Origin of the sequence: Streptomyces composti (assembly GCF_012034205.1) — a bacterium.
Classification (GTDB): Bacteria; Actinomycetota; Actinomycetes; order Streptomycetales; family Streptomycetaceae; genus Streptomyces; species Streptomyces composti.
This window is the reverse complement of the sequence record NZ_JAATEM010000022.1, coordinates 104,466-130,120: the sequence shown is the minus strand read 5'-3', so window position 1 is coordinate 130,120 and position 25,655 is coordinate 104,466. Positions and strand designations below refer to the sequence as shown.

The 25,655-nt window shown below is 72.8% G+C and carries 24 protein-coding genes, 1 tRNA gene and 1 riboswitch; of the genes, 19 read left to right on the top strand and 6 right to left on the bottom strand.

The window, feature by feature from the left end:
- Positions 1-63: 63 nt before the first annotated feature.
- From dxs to HCJ93_RS19245, 4 genes are all read left to right on the top strand, one after another.
- Complete coding sequence (dxs, locus tag HCJ93_RS19260) at positions 64-2,124, top strand: 1-deoxy-D-xylulose-5-phosphate synthase (protein WP_309141452.1); 2,061 nt, start codon at positions 64-66, stop codon at positions 2,122-2,124.
- On the top strand, positions 2,121-3,539 hold the full coding sequence (locus HCJ93_RS19255; protein WP_167996955.1) for an aspartate aminotransferase family protein: 1,419 nt from the start codon (positions 2,121-2,123) through the stop codon (positions 3,537-3,539). The genes dxs and HCJ93_RS19255 overlap by 4 nt, the downstream gene beginning before the upstream one ends.
- 127 nt (positions 3,540-3,666) lie before the next feature.
- On the top strand, positions 3,667-4,290 hold the full coding sequence (locus tag HCJ93_RS19250; protein ID WP_167996954.1) for a helix-turn-helix domain-containing protein: 624 nt from the start codon (positions 3,667-3,669) through the stop codon (positions 4,288-4,290).
- Between the two features lie 44 nt (positions 4,291-4,334).
- Complete coding sequence (locus HCJ93_RS19245) at positions 4,335-4,445, top strand: DUF6126 family protein (RefSeq protein ID WP_167996976.1); 111 nt, start codon at positions 4,335-4,337, stop codon at positions 4,443-4,445.
- Positions 4,446-4,486: 41 nt separating this feature from the next.
- Here the strand turns inward: HCJ93_RS19245 and HCJ93_RS19240 are convergent, their stop codons facing one another.
- Entirely contained in the window at positions 4,487-5,284 is a 798-nt protein-coding gene (locus HCJ93_RS19240; RefSeq protein WP_167996953.1) for a tyrosine-protein phosphatase, read from the bottom strand.
- Positions 5,285-5,784: 500 nt separating this feature from the next.
- Positions 5,785-5,949, top strand: a riboswitch (cyclic di-AMP (ydaO/yuaA leader).
- Positions 5,950-5,951: 2 nt separating this feature from the next.
- Between HCJ93_RS19240 and HCJ93_RS19235 the strand changes: the two genes are divergently transcribed.
- Positions 5,952-6,866, top strand: a complete 915-nt coding sequence (locus tag HCJ93_RS19235) for a M23 family metallopeptidase (RefSeq protein WP_167996952.1) — start codon at positions 5,952-5,954, stop codon at positions 6,864-6,866.
- A gap of 234 nt (positions 6,867-7,100) precedes the next feature.
- The gene (locus HCJ93_RS19230; protein ID WP_167996975.1) at positions 7,101-7,886 is read left to right on the top strand and encodes an SGNH/GDSL hydrolase family protein; all 786 of its coding nucleotides are present in this window, start codon (positions 7,101-7,103) and stop codon (positions 7,884-7,886) included.
- 52 nt (positions 7,887-7,938) lie between these two features.
- Here HCJ93_RS19230 and HCJ93_RS19225 read toward each other — a convergent pair whose 3' ends face one another.
- Positions 7,939-8,544 carry a TetR/AcrR family transcriptional regulator gene (locus tag HCJ93_RS19225; protein ID WP_309141451.1) on the bottom strand — a complete coding sequence of 202 codons (606 nt, stop codon included), beginning with the start codon at positions 8,542-8,544 and terminating at the stop codon, positions 7,939-7,941.
- A 119-nt stretch (positions 8,545-8,663) separates the two neighbouring features.
- Between HCJ93_RS19225 and HCJ93_RS19220 the strand changes: the two genes are divergently transcribed.
- Positions 8,664-9,872, top strand: coding sequence for an MBL fold metallo-hydrolase (locus HCJ93_RS19220; protein ID WP_309141450.1), 1,209 nt, complete (start codon positions 8,664-8,666; stop codon positions 9,870-9,872).
- A gap of 76 nt (positions 9,873-9,948) precedes the next feature.
- Here the strand turns inward: HCJ93_RS19220 and HCJ93_RS19215 are convergent, their stop codons facing one another.
- Positions 9,949-11,454 (bottom strand): MFS transporter, encoded by a 1,506-nt coding sequence (locus HCJ93_RS19215; RefSeq protein ID WP_167996951.1) that lies wholly within the window; start codon positions 11,452-11,454, stop codon positions 9,949-9,951.
- 27 nt (positions 11,455-11,481) lie between these two features.
- Positions 11,482-12,594 (bottom strand): class I SAM-dependent methyltransferase, encoded by a 1,113-nt coding sequence (locus tag HCJ93_RS19210; protein ID WP_167996950.1) that lies wholly within the window; start codon positions 12,592-12,594, stop codon positions 11,482-11,484.
- A 467-nt stretch (positions 12,595-13,061) separates the two neighbouring features.
- Between HCJ93_RS19210 and HCJ93_RS19205 the strand changes: the two genes are divergently transcribed.
- The 9 genes from HCJ93_RS19205 to HCJ93_RS19165 all read left to right on the top strand — a co-directional run bounded on the left by HCJ93_RS19205 (position 13,062) and on the right by HCJ93_RS19165 (position 21,247).
- The gene (locus tag HCJ93_RS19205; RefSeq protein ID WP_444875656.1) at positions 13,062-15,140 is read left to right on the top strand and encodes a sensor histidine kinase; all 2,079 of its coding nucleotides are present in this window, start codon (positions 13,062-13,064) and stop codon (positions 15,138-15,140) included.
- Positions 15,141-15,208: 68 nt separating this feature from the next.
- On the top strand, positions 15,209-15,670 hold the full coding sequence (locus HCJ93_RS19200; RefSeq protein ID WP_167996949.1) for a roadblock/LC7 domain-containing protein: 462 nt from the start codon (positions 15,209-15,211) through the stop codon (positions 15,668-15,670).
- Positions 15,667-16,044, top strand: coding sequence for a DUF742 domain-containing protein (locus HCJ93_RS19195; protein ID WP_167996948.1), 378 nt, complete (start codon positions 15,667-15,669; stop codon positions 16,042-16,044). The genes HCJ93_RS19200 and HCJ93_RS19195 overlap by 4 nt, the downstream gene beginning before the upstream one ends.
- Positions 16,022-16,651, top strand: coding sequence for a GTP-binding protein (locus HCJ93_RS19190; RefSeq protein ID WP_167996947.1), 630 nt, complete (start codon positions 16,022-16,024; stop codon positions 16,649-16,651). The genes HCJ93_RS19195 and HCJ93_RS19190 overlap by 23 nt, the downstream gene beginning before the upstream one ends.
- 70 nt (positions 16,652-16,721) lie before the next feature.
- Complete coding sequence (locus tag HCJ93_RS19185; protein ID WP_167996946.1) at positions 16,722-17,297, top strand: GAF domain-containing protein; 576 nt, start codon at positions 16,722-16,724, stop codon at positions 17,295-17,297.
- Between the two features lie 196 nt (positions 17,298-17,493).
- Entirely contained in the window at positions 17,494-18,525 is a 1,032-nt protein-coding gene (gene tdh / locus HCJ93_RS19180) for an L-threonine 3-dehydrogenase (RefSeq protein WP_167996945.1), read from the top strand.
- Between the two features lie 75 nt (positions 18,526-18,600).
- Positions 18,601-19,797 (top strand): glycine C-acetyltransferase, encoded by a 1,197-nt coding sequence (locus HCJ93_RS19175; protein ID WP_167996944.1) that lies wholly within the window; start codon positions 18,601-18,603, stop codon positions 19,795-19,797.
- Between the two features lie 124 nt (positions 19,798-19,921).
- Positions 19,922-20,836, top strand: coding sequence for a LysR family transcriptional regulator (locus HCJ93_RS19170; RefSeq protein ID WP_167996943.1), 915 nt, complete (start codon positions 19,922-19,924; stop codon positions 20,834-20,836).
- A 30-nt stretch (positions 20,837-20,866) separates the two neighbouring features.
- A complete protein-coding gene (locus tag HCJ93_RS19165) occupies positions 20,867-21,247 on the top strand; it encodes an MmcQ/YjbR family DNA-binding protein (protein ID WP_167996942.1) in 381 nt (126 codons plus the stop codon).
- 14 nt (positions 21,248-21,261) lie between these two features.
- On the opposite strand, the gene HCJ93_RS19160 is transcribed toward HCJ93_RS19165, so the two are convergent.
- Together HCJ93_RS19160 and HCJ93_RS19155 are read right to left on the bottom strand one after the other, a co-directional pair.
- Positions 21,262-22,182: a transketolase family protein gene (locus tag HCJ93_RS19160; RefSeq protein WP_167996941.1), complete on the bottom strand. Its 921-nt coding sequence runs from the start codon at positions 22,180-22,182 to the stop codon at positions 21,262-21,264.
- A 68-nt stretch (positions 22,183-22,250) separates the two neighbouring features.
- On the bottom strand, positions 22,251-22,958 hold the full coding sequence (locus HCJ93_RS19155) for a thiamine pyrophosphate-binding protein (RefSeq protein ID WP_167996940.1): 708 nt from the start codon (positions 22,956-22,958) through the stop codon (positions 22,251-22,253).
- 126 nt (positions 22,959-23,084) lie between these two features.
- Here HCJ93_RS19155 and HCJ93_RS19150 point away from each other — a divergent pair.
- The 3 genes from HCJ93_RS19150 to HCJ93_RS19140 all read left to right on the top strand — a co-directional run bounded on the left by HCJ93_RS19150 (position 23,085) and on the right by HCJ93_RS19140 (position 25,645).
- Positions 23,085-23,158: transfer RNA gene (locus HCJ93_RS19150), tRNA-Pro, on the top strand.
- 536 nt (positions 23,159-23,694) lie between these two features.
- Positions 23,695-24,924, top strand: a complete 1,230-nt coding sequence (locus tag HCJ93_RS19145) for a sensor histidine kinase (RefSeq protein WP_309141449.1) — start codon at positions 23,695-23,697, stop codon at positions 24,922-24,924.
- 16 nt (positions 24,925-24,940) lie between these two features.
- Positions 24,941-25,645, top strand: a complete 705-nt coding sequence (locus HCJ93_RS19140; protein ID WP_167996939.1) for a response regulator — start codon at positions 24,941-24,943, stop codon at positions 25,643-25,645.
- Positions 25,646-25,655: the final 10 nt, after the last annotated feature.

The following is a 25,655-nucleotide window of genomic DNA, read 5'->3' as shown; positions in this document are numbered from 1 at the left end:
CAGCGGCGGGGGAGCCGGCCGTCACCGTGAGCTGAACAGCACGGAAGTGAAGGGGGCCCTGGCGTGACGATCCTGGAGAGAATCCGGCAACCACGCGACCTGAAGGCGCTGTCCGAGGGGGAGCTCGTCGAACTGTCCCGAGAGATCCGGGAGTTCCTGGTGAACGCGGTCGCCCGCACCGGCGGTCATCTCGGGCCCAACCTGGGCGTGGTGGAACTCACCGTCGCCCTGCACCGGGTCTTCGAGTCGCCGGTGGACCGCATCCTGTGGGACACCGGCCACCAGAGCTATGTCCACAAGCTGCTGACCGGACGTCAGGACTTCTCCAAGCTGCGCGGCAAGGGCGGCCTGTCCGGCTACCCCTCCCGCGAGGAGTCCGAGCACGACGTCATCGAGAACAGCCACGCCTCCACCGCTCTCGGCTGGGCGGACGGCCTGGCCAAGGCCCGCGACGTGCTGGGGGAGAAGGGCCATGTGGTCGCCGTGGTCGGCGACGGAGCGCTGACCGGCGGCATGGCCTGGGAGGCGCTGAACAACATCGCGGCGGCCAAGAACCGGCCCCTGATCATCGTCGTCAACGACAACGAGCGCTCCTACGCCCCGACCATCGGCGGCCTCGCCAACCATCTGGCCACCCTGCGCACCACCGACAGCTACGAACGCGTGCTGGCCTGGGGCAAGGACGTGCTGACCCGCACCCCGGTCGTCGGCACCACGCTCTACGAGGCGCTGCACGGCGCCAAGAAGGGCTTCAAGGACGCCTTCGCGCCGCAGGGGCTCTTCGAGGACCTGGGCCTGAAGTACGTCGGCCCGATCGACGGGCACGACATCAAGGCCGTGGAGTCCGCGCTGCGCCGCGCCAAGCGCTTCCACGGCCCCGTCCTGATCCACTGCCTCACCGAGAAGGGCCGCGGCTACGAACCCGCCCTCGCCCACGAGGAGGACCACTTCCACACCGTCGGTGTGATGGACCCGCTCACCTGCGCCCCGCTGGCCCCGGCCGGCGGGCCGTCGTGGACGTCGGTGTTCGGCGAGGAGATGGTGCGCATCGGCGAGGAGCGGGAGGACGTGGTGGCGATCACCGCCGCCATGCTGCACCCGGTGGGCCTCGGCCCGTTCGCCGAGCGGTTCCCGGACCGGGTGTGGGACGTGGGCATCGCCGAGCAGCACGCGGCGGTCTCCGCGGCCGGCCTGGCGACCGGCGGACTGCACCCGGTCGTCGCCGTCTACGCCACCTTCCTCAACCGCGCCTTCGACCAGCTGCTGATGGACGTGGCCCTGCACCGCTGCGGGGTCACCTTCGTGCTGGACCGGGCCGGTGTCACCGGCACCGACGGCCCCTCCCACAACGGCATGTGGGACATGTCCGTCCTCCAGGTCGTCCCCGGCCTGCGCATCGCCGCACCCCGTGACGCCGATCAGCTGCGCGCCCAGCTGCGCGAGGCGGTCGCCGTGGACGACGCGCCGACCCTGGTGCGGTTCCCGAAGGAGTCCGTGGGACCGGCGATCCCGGCGCTCGACCGGGTCGGCGGCATGGACGTGCTGCACCGGGCGGACGAGGCTCAGGTGCTGCTGGTGGCGGTCGGCGTGATGGCGCCCATCTGTCTGCAGGCCGCCGAGCTGCTTCAGGCACGCGGCATCGGCTGCACCGTGGTCGACCCGCGCTGGGTCAAGCCCGTCGACCCGGAGCTGCCCCGCCTTGCGGCCCGGCACCGGCTCGTGGCCGTGGTGGAGGACAACAGCCGGGCGGCGGGCGTCGGCTCGGCGGTCGCGCTGGCGCTGGGTGACGCCGAGGTCGATGTGCCGGTGCGGCGCTTCGGCATCCCGGAGCAGTTCCTCGCCCACGCCAAGCGCAGCGAGGTGCTCGCCGACATCGGGCTGACGCCGGTCGAGGTCGCCGGCCGGATCAGCGCGAGCCTCGCCGTGAAGGAGGTGCCGGCCGGGGAGGAAGGCCTCGGGGGCGGGCGCCTCGGAGCAGAGACTTTCCAGGACCTCGGGGAAGGGACCCCCGAGGAGAAGCGCAGCGAGGAAGAACGCCTCGAGGAAGAACGCCTCGAGGGAGAGTTGTCCGCGCCGTCACCGGACGGGCCGGCCGGCCGGGACCGACAGGAGCACCAGGCATGACCACCGCCCAGACCCCGTCGGAGTCCTCGCGGGCCGGGGACTTCGACCTCGGCGCCCTGCTGGCCGAACGCGGAGCCGAGCGCTACGAGCTGCACCAGAAGTACCTCAACCACCAGCTCCCGCGCATGCTGCACACCATCGGCTTCGACAAGGTCTACGAGCGGGCCGAAGGCGCCTACTTCTGGGACGCGGACGGCAACGACTACCTGGACATGCTCGCCGGGTTCGGGGTGATGGGCCTCGGCCGCCATCACCCCGTCGTCCGCAAGGCGCTGCACGACGTGCTGGACCTGAACCTCGCCGACCTGACCCGCTTCGACTGCCAGCCGCTGCCCGGACTGCTCGCCGAGAAGCTGCTGGCGCACAGCCCCCACCTGGACCGGGTCTTCTTCGGCAACAGCGGCACGGAGGCGGTGGAGGGCGCGCTGAAGTTCGCCCGCTACGTCACCGGCCGGCCCCGCGTGCTGTACTGCGAGCACGCCTTCCACGGGCTGACGACCGGCTCCCTGTCGGTCAACGGCGAGTCCGGCTTCCGGGACGGATTCGCCCCGCTGCTGCCGGACACGGCCGTACCGCTCGGCGATCTCGACGCGCTGGAGCGGGAGTTGCGCAAGGGCGACGTCGCCGCGCTGATCGTGGAGCCGATCCAGGGCAAGGGCGTGCACGAGGCCCCGCCCGGCTATCTGCGGGCCGCGCAGGAGCTGCTGCACCGGCACAAGGCGCTGCTGATCGCCGACGAGGTGCAGACCGGCCTCGGCCGGACCGGCGACTTCTACGCCTACCAGCACGAGGAGGGAGTCGAGCCGGACCTGGTGTGCGTGGCCAAGGCGCTCTCCGGCGGCTACGTCCCGGTGGGGGCCACCATCGGCAAGGACTGGATCTTCAAGAAGGTCTACTCGTCGATGGACCGGGTGCTCGTGCACTCCGCCAGCTTCGGGGCCAACGCCCAGGCCATGGCCGCGGGCCTGGCGGTGCTGTCGGTCATGGAGAACGAGCAGATCGTGGCGGGCGTCCGGGCCACCGGCGAGCTGCTGAAGAGGCGGCTCACGGAGCTGAAGGACAAGTACGAGCTGCTCGCCGATGTGCGGGGCCGGGGCCTGATGATCGGCATCGAGTTCGGCCGGCCCCGCTCGCTGAAGCTGCGCGGACGCTGGACCATGCTGCAGGCTGCGCGCAAGGGGCTGTTCGCCCAGATGGTCGTGGTCCCGCTGCTGCAGCGCCACCGGATCCTCACCCAGGTCTCCGGGGACCACATGGAGGTGATCAAGCTGATCCCGCCGCTGATCATCGGCGAGCGGGAGGTGGACCGCTTCGTGGCGGCGTTCACCGCGGTGATGGACGACGCGCACGACGGCGGCGGCCTGATGTGGGACTTCGGCAGGACGCTGGTGAAGCAGGCGGTCGCGCAGAGGTGAGGCGAGCCGTCCCGCGGCGGTGAGTGCGCCGCCGCGCAGGGGTGAGACGGCCCGTGGCGTGAGAGCCGCGTTTTGCCTGTGAGGCAAGAGATTTGCCCTGAGGGCAAGGCTCCGGCTGAATGGAGACATGAGCTTCCCCGAGACGGGGCGGCCGGCCGGAGCGGCCGCCGCTCTTCCCGCGGTCGCGCCCCAGCTCCGGGCGCTGCGGCGGCGCGCCTCGCTGACGCTGGAGGCCGCGGCCCGTGCGGCGGGCCTGTCGCCCGCGCATCTGTCCCGGCTCGAGACCGGGCAGCGCCAGCCTTCCCTGCCGGTGCTGCTCGAGCTGGCCCGGATCTACGGTACGACGGTCTCCGAGCTGCTCGGCGAGTCGGCCACCGGCCGGGAGGCGGTGATCCACGCCGCCGGGATGGAGCCCACCGCCGCCGGCGGCTGGACGTACTGGCAGGCCGGTGCCTCCGGGCGCGGCATGCAGGCGCTGCGGGTGCGGGTGCCGTACGGCTCCCAGGGCGACATCGTGCGCGTCCACCCCGGCGAGGAGTGGCTGTACGTCCTCGAGGGGAGGCTGCGGCTGCGCCTCGGGGACGGGGTGCACCGGCTGGGGCCGGGCGACAGCGCCCACTTCGACTCGCTCACCCCGCACCGGATCGCGGCCGAGGACCCCGACGGGCTCGAGCTGCTGTTCGTCCACACCTTGCTGCAGAGTCCCACGGCCGCACTGTGCCTGGGCCCGACCCGTGAAGAGGCACCGTGACCGACGACACGCACACGCAGGACGCAGGCCGGAGCACCAGGGACATGGAGGAGAGGTTCCCCCGCGCGCTGTGGGTGAGGCTCTTCGTCTACATCGCGGTGGGTCACGTCCTGGCCGCCTTCATCTACCTGCTGTTCGAGGTGGGCGCCAAGTAGCGGGCTCCAAGGCCGGCGGCAGGTGCGCCGCCCGGCGGCGCTCAGTCCAGCAGGCGCTCGCGCAGCCGCTGCCGGTGTTCGGGGCCGAACGACAGCCCCTGCTCCAGGTAGGCGTCCACGCCGCCCCAGGTCTCGTCGATGGTCTCCAGGGCGGCCGACAGGTACTCGGCACGGGCGTCGAACAGGGGGCTGAGCAGCTCCATCACCTCGGGCGAGTGGGCCGCGGGAGCGTCGCTGCTGCGGCGCACCTTGTAGCGCCGGTGCTTGGCGTTGGACTTCAGATAGTCCTCGAAGATCGCGTCCCGCTCGACGCCCAGCGCGAGCAGCGTCACCGCCACCGACAGGCCCGCGCGGTCCTTGCCCGCCGCGCAGTGCATCAGTGCGGGGACGCTGTCCTCGGCGAGCGAGTGCAGCACCCGGGAGTGCTCCGCGGTCCGTGTGACGATCATGGTCCGGTAGGAGTGGATCATCCGGGCGGCACCCTTGCCGTCGTCGAGGATCTCGCGCAGCTGCTCCAGGTCGCCGTCGCGGACCATCTTCCAGAACTCGGCGCCGTCGGCCGGGTCGCTCAGCGGCAGGTTCACATTGCGCACGCCCGGCAGCTCGACGTCCGGCCCCTCCAGCTTCTGGTCGGCCGCGTTGCGGAAGTCGAAGATCGTGTGCAGCCCCAGGGAGGAGAGGAAGGCCGCGTCCTCGGCCGTAGCGTGCGCCAGATGACCGCTGCGGAACAGCATGCCGTGCCGCACCCGTCGTCCGTCCACGGTCGGCAGGCCACCCACGTCGCGGAAGTTGCGTACTCCGGCCAGCTCGGGCTCGGTCGCCGGGATGTGCTGCGTCACGGGGGCTCCTCCCACTCTGCGCCGCCGCACGGCTCGGCGGCAGGCTCTGTCGACGATACGACATGGCTGCCCAGGGCAACGAGAACGAGCTACCCCGTCGATATGGGCGATATGCCACGAGGTGTCCGGCGGGACGGCCGGGCTCGGCGCGCCCTGTCGCGGCGCCGGCGACACGGCCGCCAAATCATCTCTTGAACCGTTCTGTCCGTTTAGGTCATTTCGCCATAACGTGCCCCGGAAGAAAGGGAGATGGGAATGGGGTGCGTGAGCATCGTCATATCCGTGACGATGTGTTGTCGCCATGTTCACGTAATTCACGTGCATCACAAGGGAATTCGCCGCCCGCGCGGATTCCGGTGCGACGCTCGGTGACCGCATTTGTGCCTGTGGATCACGGAAAAACGGCTTCGCAGGGAACCTCGTGCTTGTCCCATTGCGTCTTGCTCGCTTACGTTCCACACCGATCCGGACGGACGCCTAATCCTGCCGCCGTCCGGAGCCCGCACACACCACTGACCCGTGTTCGGCAGGAGCGGGGGACCCACAGGTAAGACTGCCTGGACCGGTCTCCGGAACAGGCTTGGGGTTAAGTCGCGTTGAGGCGCGGCCGGGCATCTCCAGCCCGAACCCGACAGCTCACCTCGCAGGCGCCGGAGAGGAATTCGTCATGCCCGCGAAGGGTAAGCACCGCCGTCCCAGGACGCTTAGTTTCACCCGATCCATCGCCGTCGCCGGCACCGGTGGCGCCGCACTCGCGCTGCCGCTTCTCGGCGCCACCTCGGCCAACGCCGCCCCCCAGCAGGTGGCCCCGGAAAAGACCGTCCAGGCGCATTCCGTCGCCGGCCAGAAGGCCGACGGCGACAAGCGCGGCGAGGCCCGCACGTACACCGTGAAGGCCGGCGACTACCTCGCCAAGATCGCCGACCAGGAGGGCGTCGACGGCGGCTGGAAGAAGCTGTACGCCGACAACCGCGAGGCCGTCGGTGAGGACCCGTCGCTCATCCACCCGGGTCTGAAGCTCACCATCGACGGCAAGGCCGCCCAGAGCGCGCCGAAGAAGTCCACCGCCGCCGAGCCGGAGTCGAAGCCGGCCGCGAAGCCCCAGGCCGCGAAGCCCCAGGCCGAGAAGGCTCAGAAGCAGTCCGCTCCCAAGGCCCAGCAGGCCGCCACCACCTCCGGCTTCAGCTCGCCCGTGCCCGGCGGCGGCGTCGGCACCGCCTACAAGGTGGCCGGCAGCATGTGGTCCAGCGGCTACCACACCGGTGTCGACTTCAGCGTTCCGACCGGCACCTCCCTGAAGGCCGTCGGCGCCGGCACCGTGGTCTCCGCCGGCTGGGGCGGCGCCTACGGCAACCAGGTCGTCATCAAGCTCAACGACGGCCACTACGCCCAGTACGCCCACCTGTCCTCGCTGTCCGTCTCGGCCGGCCAGACGGTGAGCGCCGGGCAGCAGGTCGGACTCTCCGGTGCGACCGGCAACGTCACCGGCCCGCACCTGCACTTCGAGATCCGCACCACGCCGGACTACGGCTCCGACGTGGACCCGATCTCCTACCTGCGCTCGAAGGGCGTCGCCATCTGACGCCCGCGGCAGCCGCTGCATCTCCCTGACACGCCGCCGAAGGCCGGACCCCGATCCCCGGGTCCGGCCTTCGGTGTTGCGCAGGGCACACCCGCCCCGCGTTCCGTGGTGGACGGATTCTTGAGAGTGGCTTATCTCACCGTCCGTCAAGCCCTGCCTACGGTCGCGTAGGTCACATTGGAAGGTGAATCATGAGGGGCTGTGGCAGACGATTCGAAGAGTGACAGCGCAGCAGTGATCGGGTCGTACGTGGCGGTGGGGGACAGCTTCACCGAGGGCGTCGGGGACCCCGGCCCCGACGGGGCATTCGTCGGCTGGGCCGACCGGCTCGCCGTGCTCCTCGCCGACCGCAGGCCCGAAGGCGACTTCCAGTACACGAACCTCGCCGTGCGCGGGAAACTGCTCGACCAGATCGTCGCGGACCAGGTGCCGCAGGCGGTGGAACTCGCCCCCGATCTGGTCTCGTTCTGTGCCGGCGGCAACGACATCCTCCGGCCGGGCACCGACCCGGACGAGGTGGCCGAGCGCTTCGAGCGCGCGGTCGCGCGGCTGACCGAGGCCGCCGGGACCGTGATGGTGACGACCGGGTTCGACACCCGCGGCGTGCCGCTGCTCAAGCACCTGCGCGGCAAGATCGCCACCTACAACGGGCACGTCAGGGCGGTCGCCGACCGGTACGGCTGCCCGGTGCTCGACCTGTGGTCGCTCAGGAGCGTGCAGGACCGCAGGGCCTGGGACGCGGACCGGCTGCACCTCTCGCCCGAGGGGCACACCCGGGTCGCGCTGCGGGCCGGGCAGGTCCTGGGGCTCGAGGTCCCCGCGGACCCGGAGCAGCCGTGGCCCCCGCAGCCACCGCGCGGAACCCTGGAGGTCCGGCGGGACGACGTGCACTGGGCGCGGGAGTACCTGGTGCCGTGGATCGGCCGACGCCTGCGCGGCGAGTCCTCCGGCGACCACGTCACCCCCAAGGGCACGCTGTCCCCCGAGGACATCCGGTCGCGGATCGGGGCGGTGGCCTGAGCCCGCCCTGCCGATCGGGGTTCTTCCGGGTCCGGAACCGGAACGAGGCGGCTCACCGGTCCGGAGCAGGAAGCTCCAGCTCCCGTGCCAGGGCCTCCTCGACCCAGGCCCTGGCGCGGGAGCGCGGGATCGTTCCCGTGTACGAGGTCAGCTGGACGGCGAGCCCGTCCAGCAGCGCCGTCAGGCGCAGGGCCGCCCCCGCGGGGTCGGGGCAGGTGAACTCGCCCGCGGCCACGCCCTCCTCGATGACCTGTGCCAGCGCCGCCTTCCACTGCCGGTCCAGGTCCCTGGCCACCTCGCGCAGCGCCGGGTCGCGCAGGGACATCGCCCAGCCCTCGATCCACAGGCGCCAGCCCTTCGCCTGCCCGGTCGGCGCGTACCAGCGCACGGCCGCGCGCAGCCTGCGCAGCGCCGTGGTGCGGCGGTTCAGCAGCTTCCGCAGCCGGGCCAGGTCGGCCTCCGCCGCATGCGCGAACGCGGCGGCCACCAGCCGCTCCTTGGTGGCGAAGTGGTACAGCACCAGCGCGTTGCTCACCCCGAGCGCCGAGGCCACGTCGGAGATCCGTACCGCGGCCACACCCCGTTCCTCGATCTGCTCGATGGCAGCCCGCAGCATCTCCTCGCGCCGCTCCGCCACGCTCAACCGCACCCTCGTCACGGCGGTCACCCTAGCCCGTACATGTCACCGCGAGGGACGCACGTACCGGCCGAACGGCACCGGGCCGCCGGACCGGCCCCACATAATGGAAAACCTGACCGATCCCAGCTGGAGGCACCGTGGCCGGATTCCGTACCCAGATCTCCGGGCTCCGCGCGCTGCGGCCCCCGGCCTTCGGCGCGGACCCCGGCGGTGAGCGCATGGCGCGCATCCGCAGATCCCCGCACTTCGAGGACGGCGTCTTCGTCAACCCCGGAGGCCCCGCGCGCACCCGCCCCTCGGGCTCCTCCCGGGACCTGGCCAAGGCCCTGCTCGACAAGGAGAGCCGCGCCCGCCGCACTCCCACGGGCACGGTGCCGGTCCACCCCACCACGCTTGCCGACATCGCCCGCCCGCCGGCCACCGGACTGCGCCTGACCTGGATGGGGCACTCCAGCGTGCTCGCGGAGATCGACGGGCAGCGGGTCCTCTTCGACCCGGTGTGGGGCGAGCGCTGCTCACCGTTCCCCTTCGCCGGGCCCCGGCGGCTGCACCCGGTGCCGCTGCCGCTGGCCGCCCTCGGCCCGGTCGACGCCGTGGTGATCTCGCACGACCACTACGACCACCTGGATCTGCCCACCATCAAGGCGCTGGCCGGCACCGACACCCTGTTCGCGGTGCCGCTCGGCGTCGGCGCCCACCTGGAGCACTGGGGCGTCTCCCAGGACCGGCTGCGCGAACTGGACTGGCACGAGTCCACCCGGGTCGGCGGCCTCACCCTCACCGCGACCCCCGCCCGGCACTTCTGCGGCCGGGGCCTGCGCAACACCCAGCACACCCTGTGGGCGTCCTGGGTGGTCGCGGGCGAGGAGCACCGCGTCTACCACAGCGGTGACACCGGCTACTTCACCGGCTTCACGGACATCGGATCGGTCCACGGGCCGTTCGACGCGACGATGATCCAGCTCGGCGCGTACTCCGAGTTCTGGCCCGACATCCACATGACCCCCGAGGAGGCCCTGCGCGCGCACCTGGACCTCCAGGGCGGGCAGCCCGGCGGGGTGCTCCTGCCGATCCACTGGGGCACCTTCAACCTCGCCCCGCACGCCTGGGCGGAGCCGGGGGAGTGGACCAAGGACGTGGCCGAGGAGGCCGGCCAGGCGGTGGCCTTCCCGCACCCGGGCGAGCCGTTCGAGCCCGCGGGCAAGCTGCCGGTGGAGGCCTGGTGGCGCGGCGTGTCCGCACCGGTCACCCGCCACTGGCGCCGGCCCGGCGCCCCGGCCGCGGCCGGTTCCGGCGAGCCCGCCGGGGAGCCGGGGCGCGGCCTCGACCTCGCGGGCGGCCGCTGACGGCGGCCGTTCCCGGGCCGGGTGACGCCGGCCGGACCCGAGCCCGGTGACGGCCGGCGGGACCCTCAGTTCCCGCTCAGTTCCCGCCGTCCTGCTCGCTGCCCCGAGCCGAGCGGTCCGTGCCGGCCGGTGCGGAGGTGCCGGGCCGGTCGCCGTGGGGAAGGCGGCGGGCCAGGAGACCGACGGCCGCCGCCAGGGCGAGCAGCAGCCAGGAGCAGCCCATCAGGGCCGCGGTGAAGTCCCGCTCGTCCAGGCCGGCCCCCGCTTCCTGGGGATCGGCGCCCAGCAGGGCGACGAAGAGCGCACCGAGCACGGCGACCCCGAGTGAGGAGGCGAGCTGGTTGGCGGTCAGCACCATGCCGGATCCGGCCCCGGCGTCCTGCCTGCGGACGGTGGCCAGGACGACCCCGATGAGCGGTGCCGACACGATGCCCTGCCCCGCCCCGGACACCAGCAGCGCGGGCGCGAGCAGGAGGGCCGTCACCGGCCCGGAGTACGCCGGGTGCGGCGCGAGGGTCGCGATCAGGATGACGTACCCGGCCACCATGACCACGGCGCCGATCAGCAGCACCCGGCTGCCGTAGCGGTCGGCGAGGTGGCGGCTGAGCAGGGACGCGGCGGCGAAGCCGACCCCCAGTGGCAGGAAGCCGACGCCGGAGGCGAGCGGTGACAGGTGGAGCCCGTCCTGGAAGACATAGGCGAGCAGCAGGAAGAGCCCGTAGTTGCCGGTGTAGAAGATCAGGGCGATGGCGAGCCCGGTCCGGAAGCCGGAACCGCCGAAGAGCGAGGGCGGGATCAGAGGTGATCCGCCCGCCCGCTCCCGCCTTCGCTCCACGAGCCACAGGGCGGCCAGCGTCAGGGCGGAGCCGGAGAAGGCCGGCCACACCCAGGGCGGCCAGCCCTCGGCGCTGCCCTGGATCAGCGGGAAGATCAGCAGCGTCATGGCGACCGCGGTCAGCAGCAGCCCGGGGACGTCCAGGGGGCGGCGTCCGGCGGGCCGTTGCCCAGGGAGCAGGACCGGGGTGCAGGCGGCCACGGCAAGCCCGACGGGCACATTGACCAGGAACACCGCACGCCAGCCCAGCCCGAGGACGTCCGCGCGGATCAGGGCACCGCCGATGATCTGCCCGAGCACCGCCCCCAGCCCCAGCGTGGCCCCGTACAGGGCAAGCGGCCGGGCCCGCTGCTCCCTGGGGAAGAGCACCTGGATCAGGGCGAGCACCTGTGGCAGCATCAGCGCCGCCGCCAGCCCCTGGCCGAGCCGCAGGACGATCAGCACGGCGGCCGAGGGCGCGGCCGCGCACCCGGCGGACAGCGCCGTGAACCCCAGCACGCCCAGCAGGAAGACGCGCGCCGGACCGTGCGAGTCGCCGAGCCGCGCCCCGGTGGTCAGCATCACGGCGTAGGCCAGGACGTATCCGCTGATCACCATCTGGATCGTGGAGAAGCCCGCGCCCAGGTCCCGCTGGATGGAGGGGGCGGCGACATTGACGATCAGCACGTCCAGGATGCCCATGAAGGACGCGAGCAGCAGCACGGTCAGTCCGCCGTGTCGTCGCCGGGCCGCCGGGGCGTGCGTCATGGGAGCCTCTCCGGGTGCGGGAGCCCGTCACACGCGGGTGATGCGCAGCGGGACGACATGCCAGTGGGTCTCGACGGCCTCCGGGTCGGCGGCGATCCGGGCGCGCATCGCGGCGGCGAACGCCTCTGCCACCTCGTCCGCCCTGTCGCCGGGGCCCGCCGCTGCGCCGTCACGGCCGGGGGGCGTGTCGAGCGCGCTGAGCAGCGAGGGCTGGAACGCCGCCCGGAAGAACCCGGTCACCCGCTCGGCGAAGCCCTGCACGTCGCCGGTCCTGCGCAGCTCCTCCAGATGGATGTCGGGGAGCACCACCAGGTCGTGCTCCTCCAGCCGCAGGACGTCCGCCACCGGCCCCGCCCGCAGCGGGGCCAGGAACTCCTCCCGGGACCGGTTCCAGGTCGGGATGGTCATGTTCGCGTGCTCGTCCGGCGTGATCAGGCCCTGGCGCACCAGGTCCGCGAGCACGGCGTCGGCGGTGTCCATCAGAGCCTCGGCACCGCTGGACCCGTCGTCGGCGGCTGCCCCGCCCAGCACCACGAGCTGCCCGCCGGGGCACAGCTCCCGGGCCCGGTGGGTCAGGAACGACTCCCAGTCGGTCCGCGCCTGCTCCTCGAAGGCCCGGCGCACCTCGCCGGTGGCGCGGGTGGAGAAGATGTGGCCGGGTACGGGTCCGGGCACCCGGGAGAGCCAGTGCACGGCGATCGCGCTCCAGGCCAGGTGCAGCTCCGCGGGCGGGAAGAGCGGCTCGTAGAAGGAGCGGGCCTCGGCGAACGCGAAGACCTGGGGCTCGCGGGCGTAGGACCCGGGCGAGCTCATGACCGTCGCGAACATGGTGTTGAAGTCGTTGGCGGGAATGTCCGTGTGCACCACCGTCACCGGGGTGGCCTCCCCGGTGCGCCCCCGGATCCCCTCCACCACCAGGCGCATGGGATCGAGGGAGTTGGTCCCGGCCGCCGCGCCCAGATCCGCCACCCGGAAGGGCTCGCCGTCCGCGGGCAGCGGAGCCGCGTCAACGGCGCGGCGCAGCAGGGGCATTCCGTAGTCGTCGGCGCGGTGCTGGACCCGTGAGTGCCGCGCATAGCCGCGTCCCATGGCGCCCTCGGCGCCGCGCGGAGTCGATCCGGTCATAGAGACCTCGCTCACCAGGTTCACCAGCAGTCGCGGCCCCTTCGACCACGATAGCCGCGGCCCCCGTCCCCGCCACCTGCGCACCAGGCCGCCGGAACCTTGGGCCTGATGCTTACGGAAAGTGACATCCGTGCGGTGGGCGGGCCGGGACTCCTGGCGTGCGCCCGTCCCGGTGGAGTCCCCGAACGGCCTTGCCCGACGAAGCGGAGGTGTGGGCCACTCTCATCGCATCGATCACCTATGACCGCTTCTGAACAGGGGTGATCGGTTCGTGATCGGCGGTCTCTCGCTGGTCGGCCGGGTTATCGGTCTGTCGTACGAGGCCTCATACCAGAGCGGGACGTAGGCCGGGGGAGTTTGTCAACTGCCCATCGCGCATGATGCGGTGACGACTACGGTGAGTGTCGGTCGACAGCGTCGCAAGAGGGAGCGGGGACCGGTACGTGCAGGCACAAGTCGGACGAGGGAACCGGCCGGGAGGCGTGGGTGCCGAGTCGGAGACCGGGCCGGCCGTGCGCGGGCGCGTGCCCCGGCGCGAGGTCACGTCCCGGCGCGAGGGCGGACGGCACGGGCGCCCGGCCGTCAGACCCGCCGCGGCCCTGGCCGAGACGCACATACGGCCGCAGCTGCTGCGGCTCGCCGTGCTCCCGCCCGTCGCCGTCGCGCTCAGCGCCTGCGCCGCCGTGCTGTTCATGGTCCGGTCCACCGGGGTGCGGCCCGGCCCCGCCCTGTGGGCCGTGCTCGGCGGCGCGGTGTGCGTGGCGCTCGCCGGCATCGTCATCGCCGCCGTGGCCGCCGACCGCACCGCGCGCTCCGTGCGCGACCGCATCGCCCTGCTGCGCCGGAGCACCGCCCGGCGCGAGGGCGAACTGCGCGCCCTGGTCGAGACGCTGCGCCGCGGCGACGGCCCGCCGCCCCCGGTCCGCCGGGGCGGACCGCCCCGGGACGCCGACGACTTCGACCTGCTCGCCGCCGACCTGGCCCGCGCGCACGACGGTGCCGTGACCGCCGTGGTGCAGGCCTCCCGGCTGTCCAGCCAGGCGGGCAGCGAGCAGAAGCTCGAGGTCTTCGTCAACCTGGCCAGGCGGCTGCAGTCCCTGGTGCACCGGGAGATCTCCACGCTCGACGAGCTCGAGAACGAGATCGAGGACCCCGAGCTGCTCAAGGGCCTCTTCCACGTCGACCACCTGGCCACCCGCATCCGCCGCCACGCGGAGAACCTGGCCGTGCTCGGCGGCGCCGTCTCCCGGCGGCAGTGGAGCAACCCGGTCTCCATGACCGAGGTGCTGCGCTCGGCCATCGCCGAGGTCGAGCAGTACTCGCGGGTCAAGCTGGTGCCGCCCATCGAGGGCACCCTGCGTGGGCACGCCGTCGCCGACGTCATCCACCTCCTCGCCGAACTCGTGGAGAACGCCACGGTGTTCTCCGCCCCGCACACCCAGGTGCTGCTGCGCGCCAACCGGGTCACCTCGGGGCTCGCCGTCGAGGTCGAGGACCGCGGGCTCGGCCTGCCGGTGGAGGAACAGGAGCGGATGAACGCCCTGCTGAGCGACCCCGACCAGGTCAATGTGGCCAGTCTGCTCGCCGACGGGCGGATCGGGCTGTTCGTGGTCTCGCAGCTGGCCAGGCGGCACGGCATCCAGGTGCGGCTGCAGACCAACATCTACGGCGGCGTGCAGGCGGTGCTGGTGGTGCCCCAGACCCTGCTCGGCGCGGAGCCGGGCGCGGCCCCGGCGGGCGGGCAGGGCCGCTCGGAGGACACCGGTACGGGGACCGGCACGGCCGGCACCCGCAGCGGCACCGGCGGGGCGACACCGCCCGCCGGGGTGCCGCTGACCCCGGCCGCCACCCCGTCCGTGCCGCAGTGGCAGCGGCAGCCGGCGCCGCCCCGGCCCGGTCCCGGCGGCAAGCCCTCGCCCTCACCGGTGTCCGCGCCCGACGCGCCCGCCGCGTCCGCCGGGCACACCCGGCCCGCGGAGCACGCACGGCCCACCGGACACGCCCGGCCGGCGGCGCCCGTGACGCATGCCGCGTCCTCCGCTCCCGCGCAGGCCGAACAGCCCGCCCGGACCGCCCCGTTCGTTCCCTCGGCCCGGTCCGCCGACGGCCGGTCCGGCGCCCCGCCGCTGCCGGTGCGCGGCGCACGGCAGACGCGGCCCACCCCGGCCGAGGCGGTGCCCGGCATCCGCGCGGACGACCGGCAGGTCCTCGCCGAGAAGGAGAACGAGCCGCTCACCCCGCGCACCGGCGCCGTGCGGGGCACCATGGGCCGGCCCCAACTGCCCCGCCGCCGCGCCCAGGAGCACATCGCACCCCAGCTCCGTGACGGCCCCGTGCCGCGCCACGAGTCCGAGGAGGTCCCCGGCCACGACCCCAACCTCATGGCCGCCTTCCGGCGCGGCATCGGCCTGGCCGAGACCCAGCACCCCGACGACGCCCGGTCCGCCGAGCCCCGGCCCGCCGAGCGGGCCGGGGCACCCGACCGCACACCCCTTCCCGCACGGGACCCGGCACGTATCGAGCACACCCCCCGGCACGACGGGAGCGCATCCGCCGGATGACCACCTCCACCCCCGGCCCGAGTCCCAGCGCTCCCGCTGACCTTCGTACGACAAGGAGTCGATCCACCATGGCGAGCGATGCGCCGACCGCCCAGGTATCCGATCTCGACTGGCTGATGAGCGGCCTCGTGCAGCGCGTACCGCACACCAGCAGCGCCGTTCTGCTGTCCTGCGACGGACTGGTGAAGTCCGTCCACGGACTCGACCCGGACAGCGCCGACCACATGGCCGCCCTGGCCTCCGGCCTGTACTCGCTCGGCCGCAGCGCCGGCATCCGCTTCGGCGACGGCGGCGACGTGCGGCAGGTGGTCGTGGAGCTGGACTCCACCCTGCTGTTCGTCACCACCGCCGGATCCGGCACCTGCCTCGCGGTCCTGGCCGGCCGGGAGGCCGACGCGGCCGTGCTCGGCTACGAGATGGCGATGCTGGTCAAGAGCGTCCGGCCCTACCTGGTGACCGCACCCCGGCAGCACGCCGCCGAGCCCCAGGCATCTCCGGGTTCGCCGGCTTCCCCGGCGATGAGGTCTTGAGCGCGACGGCGGCCGGCGACGGGCCCTGGCTGGACGACGCCGCCGGGCGGCTGGTGCGCCCGTTCACCGTCAGCAACGGCCGCACCCGTCCCACCGTCGCCCTCGACCTGCTGTCGCAGGTGATGGCCACCGGAGCCACCCCCCTCGGCTACCTCGGCCCCGAACACGCACAGGCCCTCGACCTGTGCCGCGCCCCCGTCCCGGTCGCCGAGGTCGCCGCCCATCTCAAGCTGCCGGTGGCCGTCACCAAGGTGCTGCTGGCGGACCTCGTCGACTGCGGGGCGCTGACCACCAAGCCCCCCGCGTTCCACCACACCCCGACGGACCGGGCCCTTCTGGAGGCAGTGCTCGATGGACTACGACGACAGCTCTGACTACGGCGACGGCTCCGAGCACGGCGCCGACGTCTTCCCCACCGCGCTGAAGATCCTCGTGGCGGGCGGGTTCGGCGTGGGCAAGACCACCTTCGTCGGCGCGGTCAGCGAGATCGCGCCGCTCAGCACGGAGGAACTGCTCACCACGGTCAGCGCCGCCACCGACAGCCTCGACGGCATCGAGAACAAGATCGAGACGACCGTCGCCATGGACTTCGGGCGGATCACCCTCGACCAGGACCACGTGCTCTACCTGTTCGGCACGCCCGGCCAGGAGCGGTTCTGGTTCATGTGGGACGAGCTCTGCGAGGGCGCCCTCGGCGCGGTCATCCTGGTCGACACCCGGCGCCTGGAGGAGTGCTTCCCCGCCGTCGACTTCTTCGAGCAGCGCGGGCTCGGATTCATCATCGCCGTCAACGAGTTCGACGGCGCCTACCGCTACGACCCCGAGGAGGTGCGTGCCGCACTCGACCTGCCCGACGAGATCCCCGTGGTGTGCTGCGACGCCCGGATCTCCAGTTCCGGCGTCCAGACCCTGCTCACCCTCGTCAGGCATCTCATCGCCTACGCCCCGGCCACCGCCACCGGACATGGCGCCCACATGTGATCCCACGCACACCGTCACGGAGCCCGTACATGACTCACGTCCGACCGCCCCGACCACACGGAGCACGCCCATGAGCTACGACCCGCCCCGCCCGGCCGGTCGTCTGCTGCTCACCCCCGAGGACAAGGAGGCACCCGCCCGCAGGCGCAGACTGCAGCTGCTGGGACTCGGACAGCGACCCGAGCCCGCCCTCGACGCCTTCGCCCACCGGCTCGCCGAGCTCACCGGAGCCCCGTACGCCATGGTCAACTTCCTGCACGAGGAAGGGCAGTTCTTCGCCGGTCTGTACACCCCGGCCGCCCCGCCCGCCGTGCGCAGCGACGGCACCGGCTCGCTGCTCGGCCGGTCGCTGCCCCGCGACCACGGCTTCTGTCCGCATGTGGTGGCGCGGCGCAGGGCGCTGGCCCTGCAGGACGTCGGCGACTACCCGCGGTTCGCGGGCAATCCGGTCGTCGACGAGTTCGGCATCCGCTCCTACCTGGGCGCTCCGCTCATCGACAGCACCGGCATGGTCCTGGGCACCGTGTCGGTCTGCGACATCCAGCCGCGGGCCTGGGGGCAGGAGGGCCTCGCCGCGATCAAGGAGCAGGCGGCCCGGCTCGTCGTGCGCCTGGAGGGCGGGGAGGACGGCGGGCTGCTGCTCTGACCCGTGCGGAAACGTCGCGCGGGCTGCACCGCCGATGAGGTGACGCGTGAAGGAAAGCTGTGGCCGAGCTTAAGAAATCCTCGATGGACCGGTGATGGTGTTGTACGGCAGATTGCAGTGCGATTCCACTCCTCTCCCCGGTGCCGGGCCTCCTTCGCATGCCCCGGCGCCGGGACACACCCCAGGAGCCGTTGCGTTGAAGGCGCTCGTCAAGGAGAAGGCGGAACCCGGGCTGTGGCTCGCGGACGTTCCGGAGCCCGCCGTCGGACCCGGCGACGTACTGATCAAGGTGCTGCGCACCGGTATCTGCGGCACCGATCTGCACATCCGGAACTGGGACGGCTGGGCCCGGCAGACCGTCAGCACCCCGCTGGTCCTCGGGCACGAGTTCGTCGGCGAGGTGGTGGAGACCGGCCGGGACGTCCCCGACGACATCAAGACCGGTGACCTGGTCAGCGGCGAGGGCCACCTGGTGTGCGGCAAGTGCCGCAACTGCCTGGCCGGCCGCCGCCACCTGTGCCGGGCCACCGTGGGCCTGGGAGTCGGCCGTGACGGCGCCTTCGCCGAGTACGTCACGCTGCCCGCCTCCAACGTCTGGGTGCACCGCGTCCCCGTCGACCTGGACATCGCCGCGATCTTCGACCCGTTCGGCAACGCCGTGCACACCGCGCTGTCCTTCCCGGTCGTCGGCGAGGACGTGCTGATCACCGGGGCGGGACCCATCGGCCTGATGGCCGCCGCCGTGGCCCGCCACGCGGGCGCCCGCCACGTCATGATCACCGATGTGAGCGAGGAGCGCCTGGAGCTGGCCCGCAAGATCGGCGTCAGCCTCGCCCTGAACGTCGCCGAGACGAGCATCGCCGACGGCCAGCACACCCTCGGCCTGCGCGAGGGCTTCGACATCGGCCTGGAGATGTCCGGCCGCCCCGAGGCCATGCGGGACATGGTCGCCAACATGACGCACGGCGGCCGGATCGCGATGCTCGGCCTGCCCGCCGAGGAGTTCCCCGTCGACTGGGCCCGGATCGTCACCTCGATGATCACCATCAAGGGCATCTACGGCCGCGAGATGTTCGAGACCTGGTACGCGATGTCGGTGCTGCTCGAGGGCGGCCTGGACCTCGCCCCGGTCATCACCGGCCGCTACGGCTACCGCGACTTCGAGGCCGCCTTCGACGACGCGGCCAGCGGCAAGGGCGGCAAGGTCATCCTGGACTGGACCGCCTGACGCCCCCGCGGGCCGCACCCCGGCCCGCCCGCCGCGCCGACCGCTTCCGCGCCACCACCCTCAGGAGCACCCGCCATGTTCGCTTCCGTCCGCGACGACCTCCGCGCCACCCTCGACGAGATCCGCGCCGCCGGCCTGCACAAGCCGGAACGCGTCATCGGCACCCCTCAGTCCGCCACGGTGAACGTCACCGCCGGCGGCCGGCCCGGCGAGGTCCTCAACTTCTGCGCCAACAACTACCTCGGCCTCGCCGACCACCCCGAGGTGATCCTCGCCGCCCACCAGGCCCTGGACCGCTGGGGCTACGGCATGGCCTCGGTCCGCTTCATCTGCGGCACCCAGGAGGTGCACAAGGAGCTCGAGGCCCGCCTGTCGGCCTTCCTCGGCCAGGAGGACACGATCCTGTACTCCTCCTGCTTCGACGCCAACGGCGGCGTGTTCGAGACACTGCTCGGCCCCGAGGACGCCGTCATCTCCGACGCCCTCAACCACGCCTCCATCATCGACGGCATCCGCCTGTCCAAGGCCCGCCGCTTCCGCTACGCCAACCGCGACCTGGAGGACCTGGAGCGGCAGCTGAAGGAGGCCTCGGACGCCCGCCGCAGGCTGATCGTCACCGACGGTGTCTTCTCCATGGACGGCTATGTGGCGCCGCTGCGGGAGATCTGCGACCTCGCCGACCGCTACGACGCGATGGTGATGGTGGACGACTCGCACGCCGTCGGCTTCGTCGGCCCCGGCGGACGCGGCACCCCTGAGCTGCACGGCGTGATGGACCGCGTCGACATCATCACCGGCACCCTCGGCAAGGCCCTCGGCGGCGCCTCCGGCGGCTATGTGGCCGCCCGCGCCGAGATCGTCGCGCTGCTGCGCCAGCGGTCGCGGCCCTACCTGTTCTCCAACACGCTCGCCCCGGTGATCGCCGCGGCCTCGCTGAAGGTCCTCGACCTGCTGGAGTCGGCCGACGACCTGCGCGTCCGGCTCGCCGAGAACACGGCCCGCTTCCGCCGCCGGATGGCCGAGGAGGGCTTCGACATCCTGCCCGGCGACCACCCCATCACCCCGGTGATGATCGGCGACGCGGCACGGGCCGGGCGCCTGGCGGAGCTGCTGCTCGACCGCGGCGTCTATGTCATCGGCTTCTCCTACCCGGTGGTCCCGCAGGGCCAGGCCCGCATCCGCGTCCAGCTCTCCGCCGCCCACTGCACAGAGGACGTCGACCGCGCCGTGGACGCCTTCGTCGCCGCCCGCGCGGAACTGGACGCGGCCTGAGCGGGGAGACGCCCCCGCCCCCCCCCGTCTCGTGTCGCGCGTTCGCGTTTCGCGTCTCGTGACGATCTGAGCACTTCGCCCGGCCCGGGCGGAGTGCTCCGTCACGTTTGAGACAATCGGCCACATGATCGAGGCGCGGCGGCTCCACATCCTCCGTGCGGTGGCCGACCACCGTACGGTCACGGCGGCTGCCGCCGCGCTCTACCTCACCCCCTCTGCGGTCTCCCAGCAGCTCACCGCCCTCGAGCAGGAGACCGGTCACCAGCTGGTGGAACGCAGCGCCAAGGGTGTCCGGCTGACCCCGGCCGGGGAGATCCTGCTCAGCCACACCAACGCGATCCTCGCCCAGCTGGAGCGGGCCGCCGCCGAGCTGGCCGCCTACAGCTCCGGCTCGGCCGGCACGGTCACCGTCGCCTCCTTCGCCACCGGGATCGCCGAGGTCGTCGCGCCCGCGGTGGCGAGCCTCGCCGGGTCGGCGCCCGGCATCCGCATCCGCGTCCGGGACGCAGAGGGCGACGCCAGCCTGCCGATGGTGCTGGACCGGCAGGTCGACGTGGCCGTCGCGGTCGAGTACCGGGGCGCACCGTCCGCCGACGACCCCCGGCTGACCCATGTGCCGCTGTACGCGGAGCCGTTCGACGCGGTCGTCCCCGTCACCCACCGGCTCGCGGAGACCGCCGAGGTGCCGCTGTCCGAGCTGGCCAAGGACGCGTGGATCGGCCCCTACCCCGGCAACCCGTGCCATGACGTGGTCGTCCTGGCCTGCGAGAACGCGGGGTTCCAGCCGCGGCTCGAGCACTCCTCGGACGACTTCCGCGCGGTGGTCGCGCTGGCCGCCGCGGACGCGGGGGTGGCGCTGGTGCCGCGCTCCGCGCTGCGCGGCATGGACCTCGCCGGTGTGGTGGTGCGGCCGGTCGACGGAGTGGCGCCCACCCGCCGGGTGTTCGCCGCCGTGCGCCGGGGCGCGGAGGAGCACCCGCTGATCAAGCCCGTCCTCGACGCGCTCCAGGAAGCCGCCCCCGCCTCTCCCGCCGGGTGATGGTCAGTGGCAGGCGCTACGGTGCCTGCCATGCCGGATGCGGAAGACGTACGACGGATCGCGCTGTCCCTGCCGGACACCGCGGAGAAGACCGCCTGGGGCATGCCCACCTTCCGGGTCGCGGGGAAGATGTTCGCCACGCTGCCCGAGGACGAGACGTCCGTCGCGGTGCGCTGCCCCGAGGAGGAGCGCGACGAACTGGCCCTCGCCGAGCCGGAGAAGTTCTGGATCGCCGGTCACGAGGCGCAGTTCGCCTGGGTCCGGGTCCGGCTGGCCGCCCTCGAGAACCAGACCGAACTCCGCGACATCCTCGCCGACTCCTGGCGCCAGGCGGCCCCGCCCCGCCTCCTGGAGGCCCATCCGACGCTGGGCCTGCCGCCCTCGGACCGGTCCGCCGGCGGGGCTGCCTGACGCCAGGAGCCGTCTCACACGCCCGCCGGGGTGCGCCGTCCCGCGAGGAAGCCGGTGATCCGCTCCCGCAGCGACCGGGGGTCCAGGCCGTGCGCGGCCACATGTTCCTCGATCGTGCCGTAGCGGCGCAGCTCGGCCCGGCCCACGCCCAGACCGAGGACCCGGTGCGGCACGTCCGGCAGCGCGTCGTTCGCCGCCCCGGTCGAGGTGCCGGCCAGGTACGGCTCCACGAGCACCACGTCCGCTGCGGCTCCCCCGGTGGCCCAGCGCAGCGTGGCGGCGTCGAAGGGACGCACGGTGGTGGCGTACAGCACGGTGACGTCGAGGCCCTCCGTAGCGGCGAGCACCTGGTCCAGCATCGGCCCGACCGCGACGACGACACCTCGGCTGCCCTCGCGCACCGTGAGGAACCGCGCCCCGTCGACCGGCATGGCCCGGCTGCCGGACTGCACCGACAGCCGCACGTACACCTTGTCGTCCCCGGCGCCCACCGCCTGCCGCAGCAGGGTCTCGGCCTCGTCCGGGTGCCCCGGCACGTGCACGGTCCAGCCGTCCAGCGTGTCCAGCAGGGCCACGTCGCCCGGCGCCATGTGGGTGTAGCCGCCGGCCGGCCAGTCGAAGGACGCGGCGGCGCTCACCAGCACCGCGCCCACCCCCTGGTGCCCCAGGTCCAGCTTGACCTGCTCGAAGGGCCGCTCCACCAGGAAGCTGGCGAAGGTGTGCACCACCGGGCGCAGCCCCGTGAGCGCCATTCCGGAGGCGGCTCCCACCAGCAGTTGCTCGCGGATGCCGACGTTCACCACCCGGTCGGGGTGCCGGCGCCGGGCGGTCTCGAAGCCGGCCATGCCGACCTCGGCGAGTACCACGGCGACCCGGGGGTCCTCGTCGAGCAGCCGGGTGACGACAGGGGCCAGACGATCACGCATGGTGTCCACGGGGAGCGCTCCTCTTTCTGGGTGGGCGAGTTGGTCGGTTCGGCCGGTCCGGTCGGGCGGTGGGGACGTCAGGCGGATTTCGGCTCGACCCGGGCCACCACCGCGTGCGGCCGGCCCGGATGGGGTGCGGTGAACGCGGCGTACAGCGCCTCGTGGTCGCGTCCGTCGACGGTGCGTGTCGACCAGCCGGCCGCCTCGAAGCGGGCCGCGATGCCGCCGGGCCGGGCGTGGCTGCGGGAGGAGTTGTCGACGACCACCACGTGCAGCCGGTCCAGGCCGGCCGGCCCGGCGTAGGCGATCGCCTCGTGGTTGCTGCCCTCGTCCAGCTCCGCGTCCCCGATCAGCGTCCACACCCGCGGCTCGTGCAGTCCCCGCGCCCGCAGCCCCAGGGCGGTGCCCACCGCGATCGGCAGGCCGTGGCCCAGCGAGCCGCTGCCGATCTCCGCGCCCGGCACCAGCGTCCGGTCGGGGTGGTGACCCAGCGGGGAGCCGAAGGAGCCGAAGTCCGGCAGCCACTCCACGGGCAGGAAGCCCTTGGCGGCCAGCACCGCGTAGTACGCCATCGGCCCGTGTCCCTTGGACAGCAGGAACCGGTCGCGCCCGGGGTCGTCGGCCGTCTGCGGGCTCACCCGCAGCACGCGGTCGTAGAGCACCCACAGCACGTCCAGCGTGGAGGTGGCGGCCGGTCCGTGTTTCTCGTCGCCGGTCATGAGGCTCATCAGTCCGGGCACGTCCTCGTACCCGTACACACGCTTGGTCTGCTCGGTCGTCGTCATGCCGACGATGCTGCAACCTCGATCGAACTTGAGGTCAAGCGGGAAAGGAGTGCGCGATCACCACCGCGAGTGCGGTATGGTTTCCGTGCGCGTTCGGCCGGGGGAATCCCCAGGTCAGGCGGGCAACGGGACGTGGCGCAGCTTGGTAGCGCACTTGACTGGGGGTCAAGGGGTCGCAGGTTCAAATCCTGTCGTCCCGACTTGCGAGAGTCGCAGATCAGAGGCCGTACCGGAGCTTCCGGGCGGCCTCTTCGCCGTTCCGGCGGCCTTCGCTCTCCCCCTGCCGGGCGGCACGCGCTCGCTGCCACCACGGTTGAGCGTGCCCGCCGGTGTACCGCGAAGGTTTACCCCGACGATCAAACGGCGGTTTGACGACCCGGGACGGCCGGCGGCGTAGCTTCTGTGGTGAGCGAGGGCAACACCTCGCCGACGGGGGGCCGCAGGGGGGGCGGGCGTGGACTCGACCGTGAAGAGGAACGGGGGATTCAGGGCGAGGACACTGCTCGCCCCGCTCTGCGCGGCACTGATCCTGAGCACGGTGGCGCCGGTGTCGACAACGGCATCAGCTCGCACCGCTGGGTGGAACTCCGAGTGCTGCGGCCACTTCCTTAGGTGAGCCGCGTGGGCGGAGGCGACGGCTGAAGTGATCCGAGGCGGGGCCGACGGCGCAGGCCCAGCGGGCCCCGGCCGCCGGGAAGCGGCGGCCGGGGCCCGGTCATGCCCGTACGCTGCGCCCGTGCGCTGGATCAAACGCCTGACCGATCGCCGGGAACCGTGGCTCGACGTCCTGATCGCCCTGGCCTTCACTACGGTGGCGATCCTGGTGGGCCGCGATCCCGAGGGGACCGGATGGCGGCCCCAGGACGGCCTCGGCATCGCCGTCTCCTGTCTGGTCAATGCCCCGCTCGCCCTGCGCCGGCGCGCCCCGCTCACCGTCTTCCTGGTGAGCGGGGCGGCGTGGGTGCTGTTCATCACCCTCGGCTACTGGCCCGTGGTCAACTCCATGGGCCCGTTCCTCGGGTTGTACACGGTGGCCTCGCTGCGGCCCCTGCGCCCGGCCCTCGTCTGCACCGCGGCGGTGGGCGCGATCTGGGTGTACGCCGGCTGGCGCATCGGGCAGGCCACACCCGCGGTCTTCGCCCAGGCGATCGTCTTCCCGGCCGTCGGCTGCCGGGTCGGGATCGCCGCGCAGATATCCGCCCGCCGCGCCGACCGGCTCGCCGAACTCGCCGAGCAGCTGCGGCGCGAGCAGCAGCACCGGATGCGTCGCGCCGTCGCCGAGGAGCAGCGGCGGATCGCCCGCGAGCTGCACGACATGGTCGCCCACCACATGTCGGTGATCAATGTGCAGTCCGGGCTTGCGAGTTATGTCTTCGACTCGGAGCCGGAGACCGCCCGCGCGGCCCTGCGCACCATCACCGAGACCAGCAAGGAGGGGCTCGGCGAGCTGCGCCGCATGCTGACCCTGCTGCGCGGCGGCCCCGACGGCGGCGCGGACGAGCCGTCCGGCGCCCTGGCGGAGACGGTGGCCGGGGGCGCCCCGTACGCGCCGATGCCCGGACTGTCCGGGCTCGGTGAGATGGCCGAGCGGGTCAGGGCCGCGGGCGTCCCGGTGGAGCTGCGGACCGAGGGCACCCCCCGGCCACTGGCGCCCGGAGTCGAACTGTGCGCCTACCGCGTGGTGCAGGAGGCCCTGACCAATGTGATCAAACACGCCCGCCCCGCCCGGGCCACGGTCGTCGTCGCCTACCGGCCCCGGGAGCTGACCGTCACCGTCACCGACGACGGGCGCCGTGGGGAACGACCACTTCCGGCCAATGTCCCGCCTTCCTCCGGGCACGGCTTGATCGGCATGAGCGAACGCGCAAGGCTCTACGGCGGCACCGTGGACATCGGTCCGCGCCCTGGGGGCGGATTCAGGGTGTGCCTCACCCTCCCCACCGCGGCGCCGGCCACCGGGAGATGAGGACTTCGATACGCGGATGATCAGGGTGCTCGTGGTCGACGACCAGGACCTGATCCGCGCGGGGCTGGTCGCGCTGCTGCGCGCCGCACCCGGTGTGGAGGTGGTCGGGGAGGCCACCGACGGTGCGGAGGCGGTGACCCTGGCCGCCCGGACCCGGCCCGACGTCGTGCTGATGGACATCCGCATGCCGGGCATGGACGGCATCGCCGCCACCGAGCGCATCCTCGCCGAGGCCGCCGCGGGACCCGGAACCGGGACCCCTCAGGACGGATCCGGCCTGCCGCGAGTGCTGGTGCTCACCACCTTCGACCTCGACGAGTACGTGTACGCCGCGCTGCGCGCCGGGGCGTCCGGCTTCCTGCTGAAGGACACCGGGCCGGAACGGCTGCTGGAGGCGGTCAGCGCCGTGGCGCGCGGCGACATGCTGTTCGCCCCGAGCGTGACCCGCCGGCTCATCGAGGCCTATGTGCAGCGCGCGGAGCCGGTGCCGGACTCCCCGGCCTCCCTGGAGGCGCTCACCGCACGCGAGCGCGAGGTGCTGCGGCTGACCGCGCGCGGACTGTCCAACACCGAGATCGCCGAGCAGCTCTTCATCAGCGAGGCCACGGTCAAGACCCATCTGAACCGCACCATGACCAAACTAGACCTGGACAGCCGAGCCCAGGCCGTCGTGGTGGCCTACGAGACCGGCCTGGTGGTGCCCGGAGGCTCCGCGGGCTGACACCAACCTC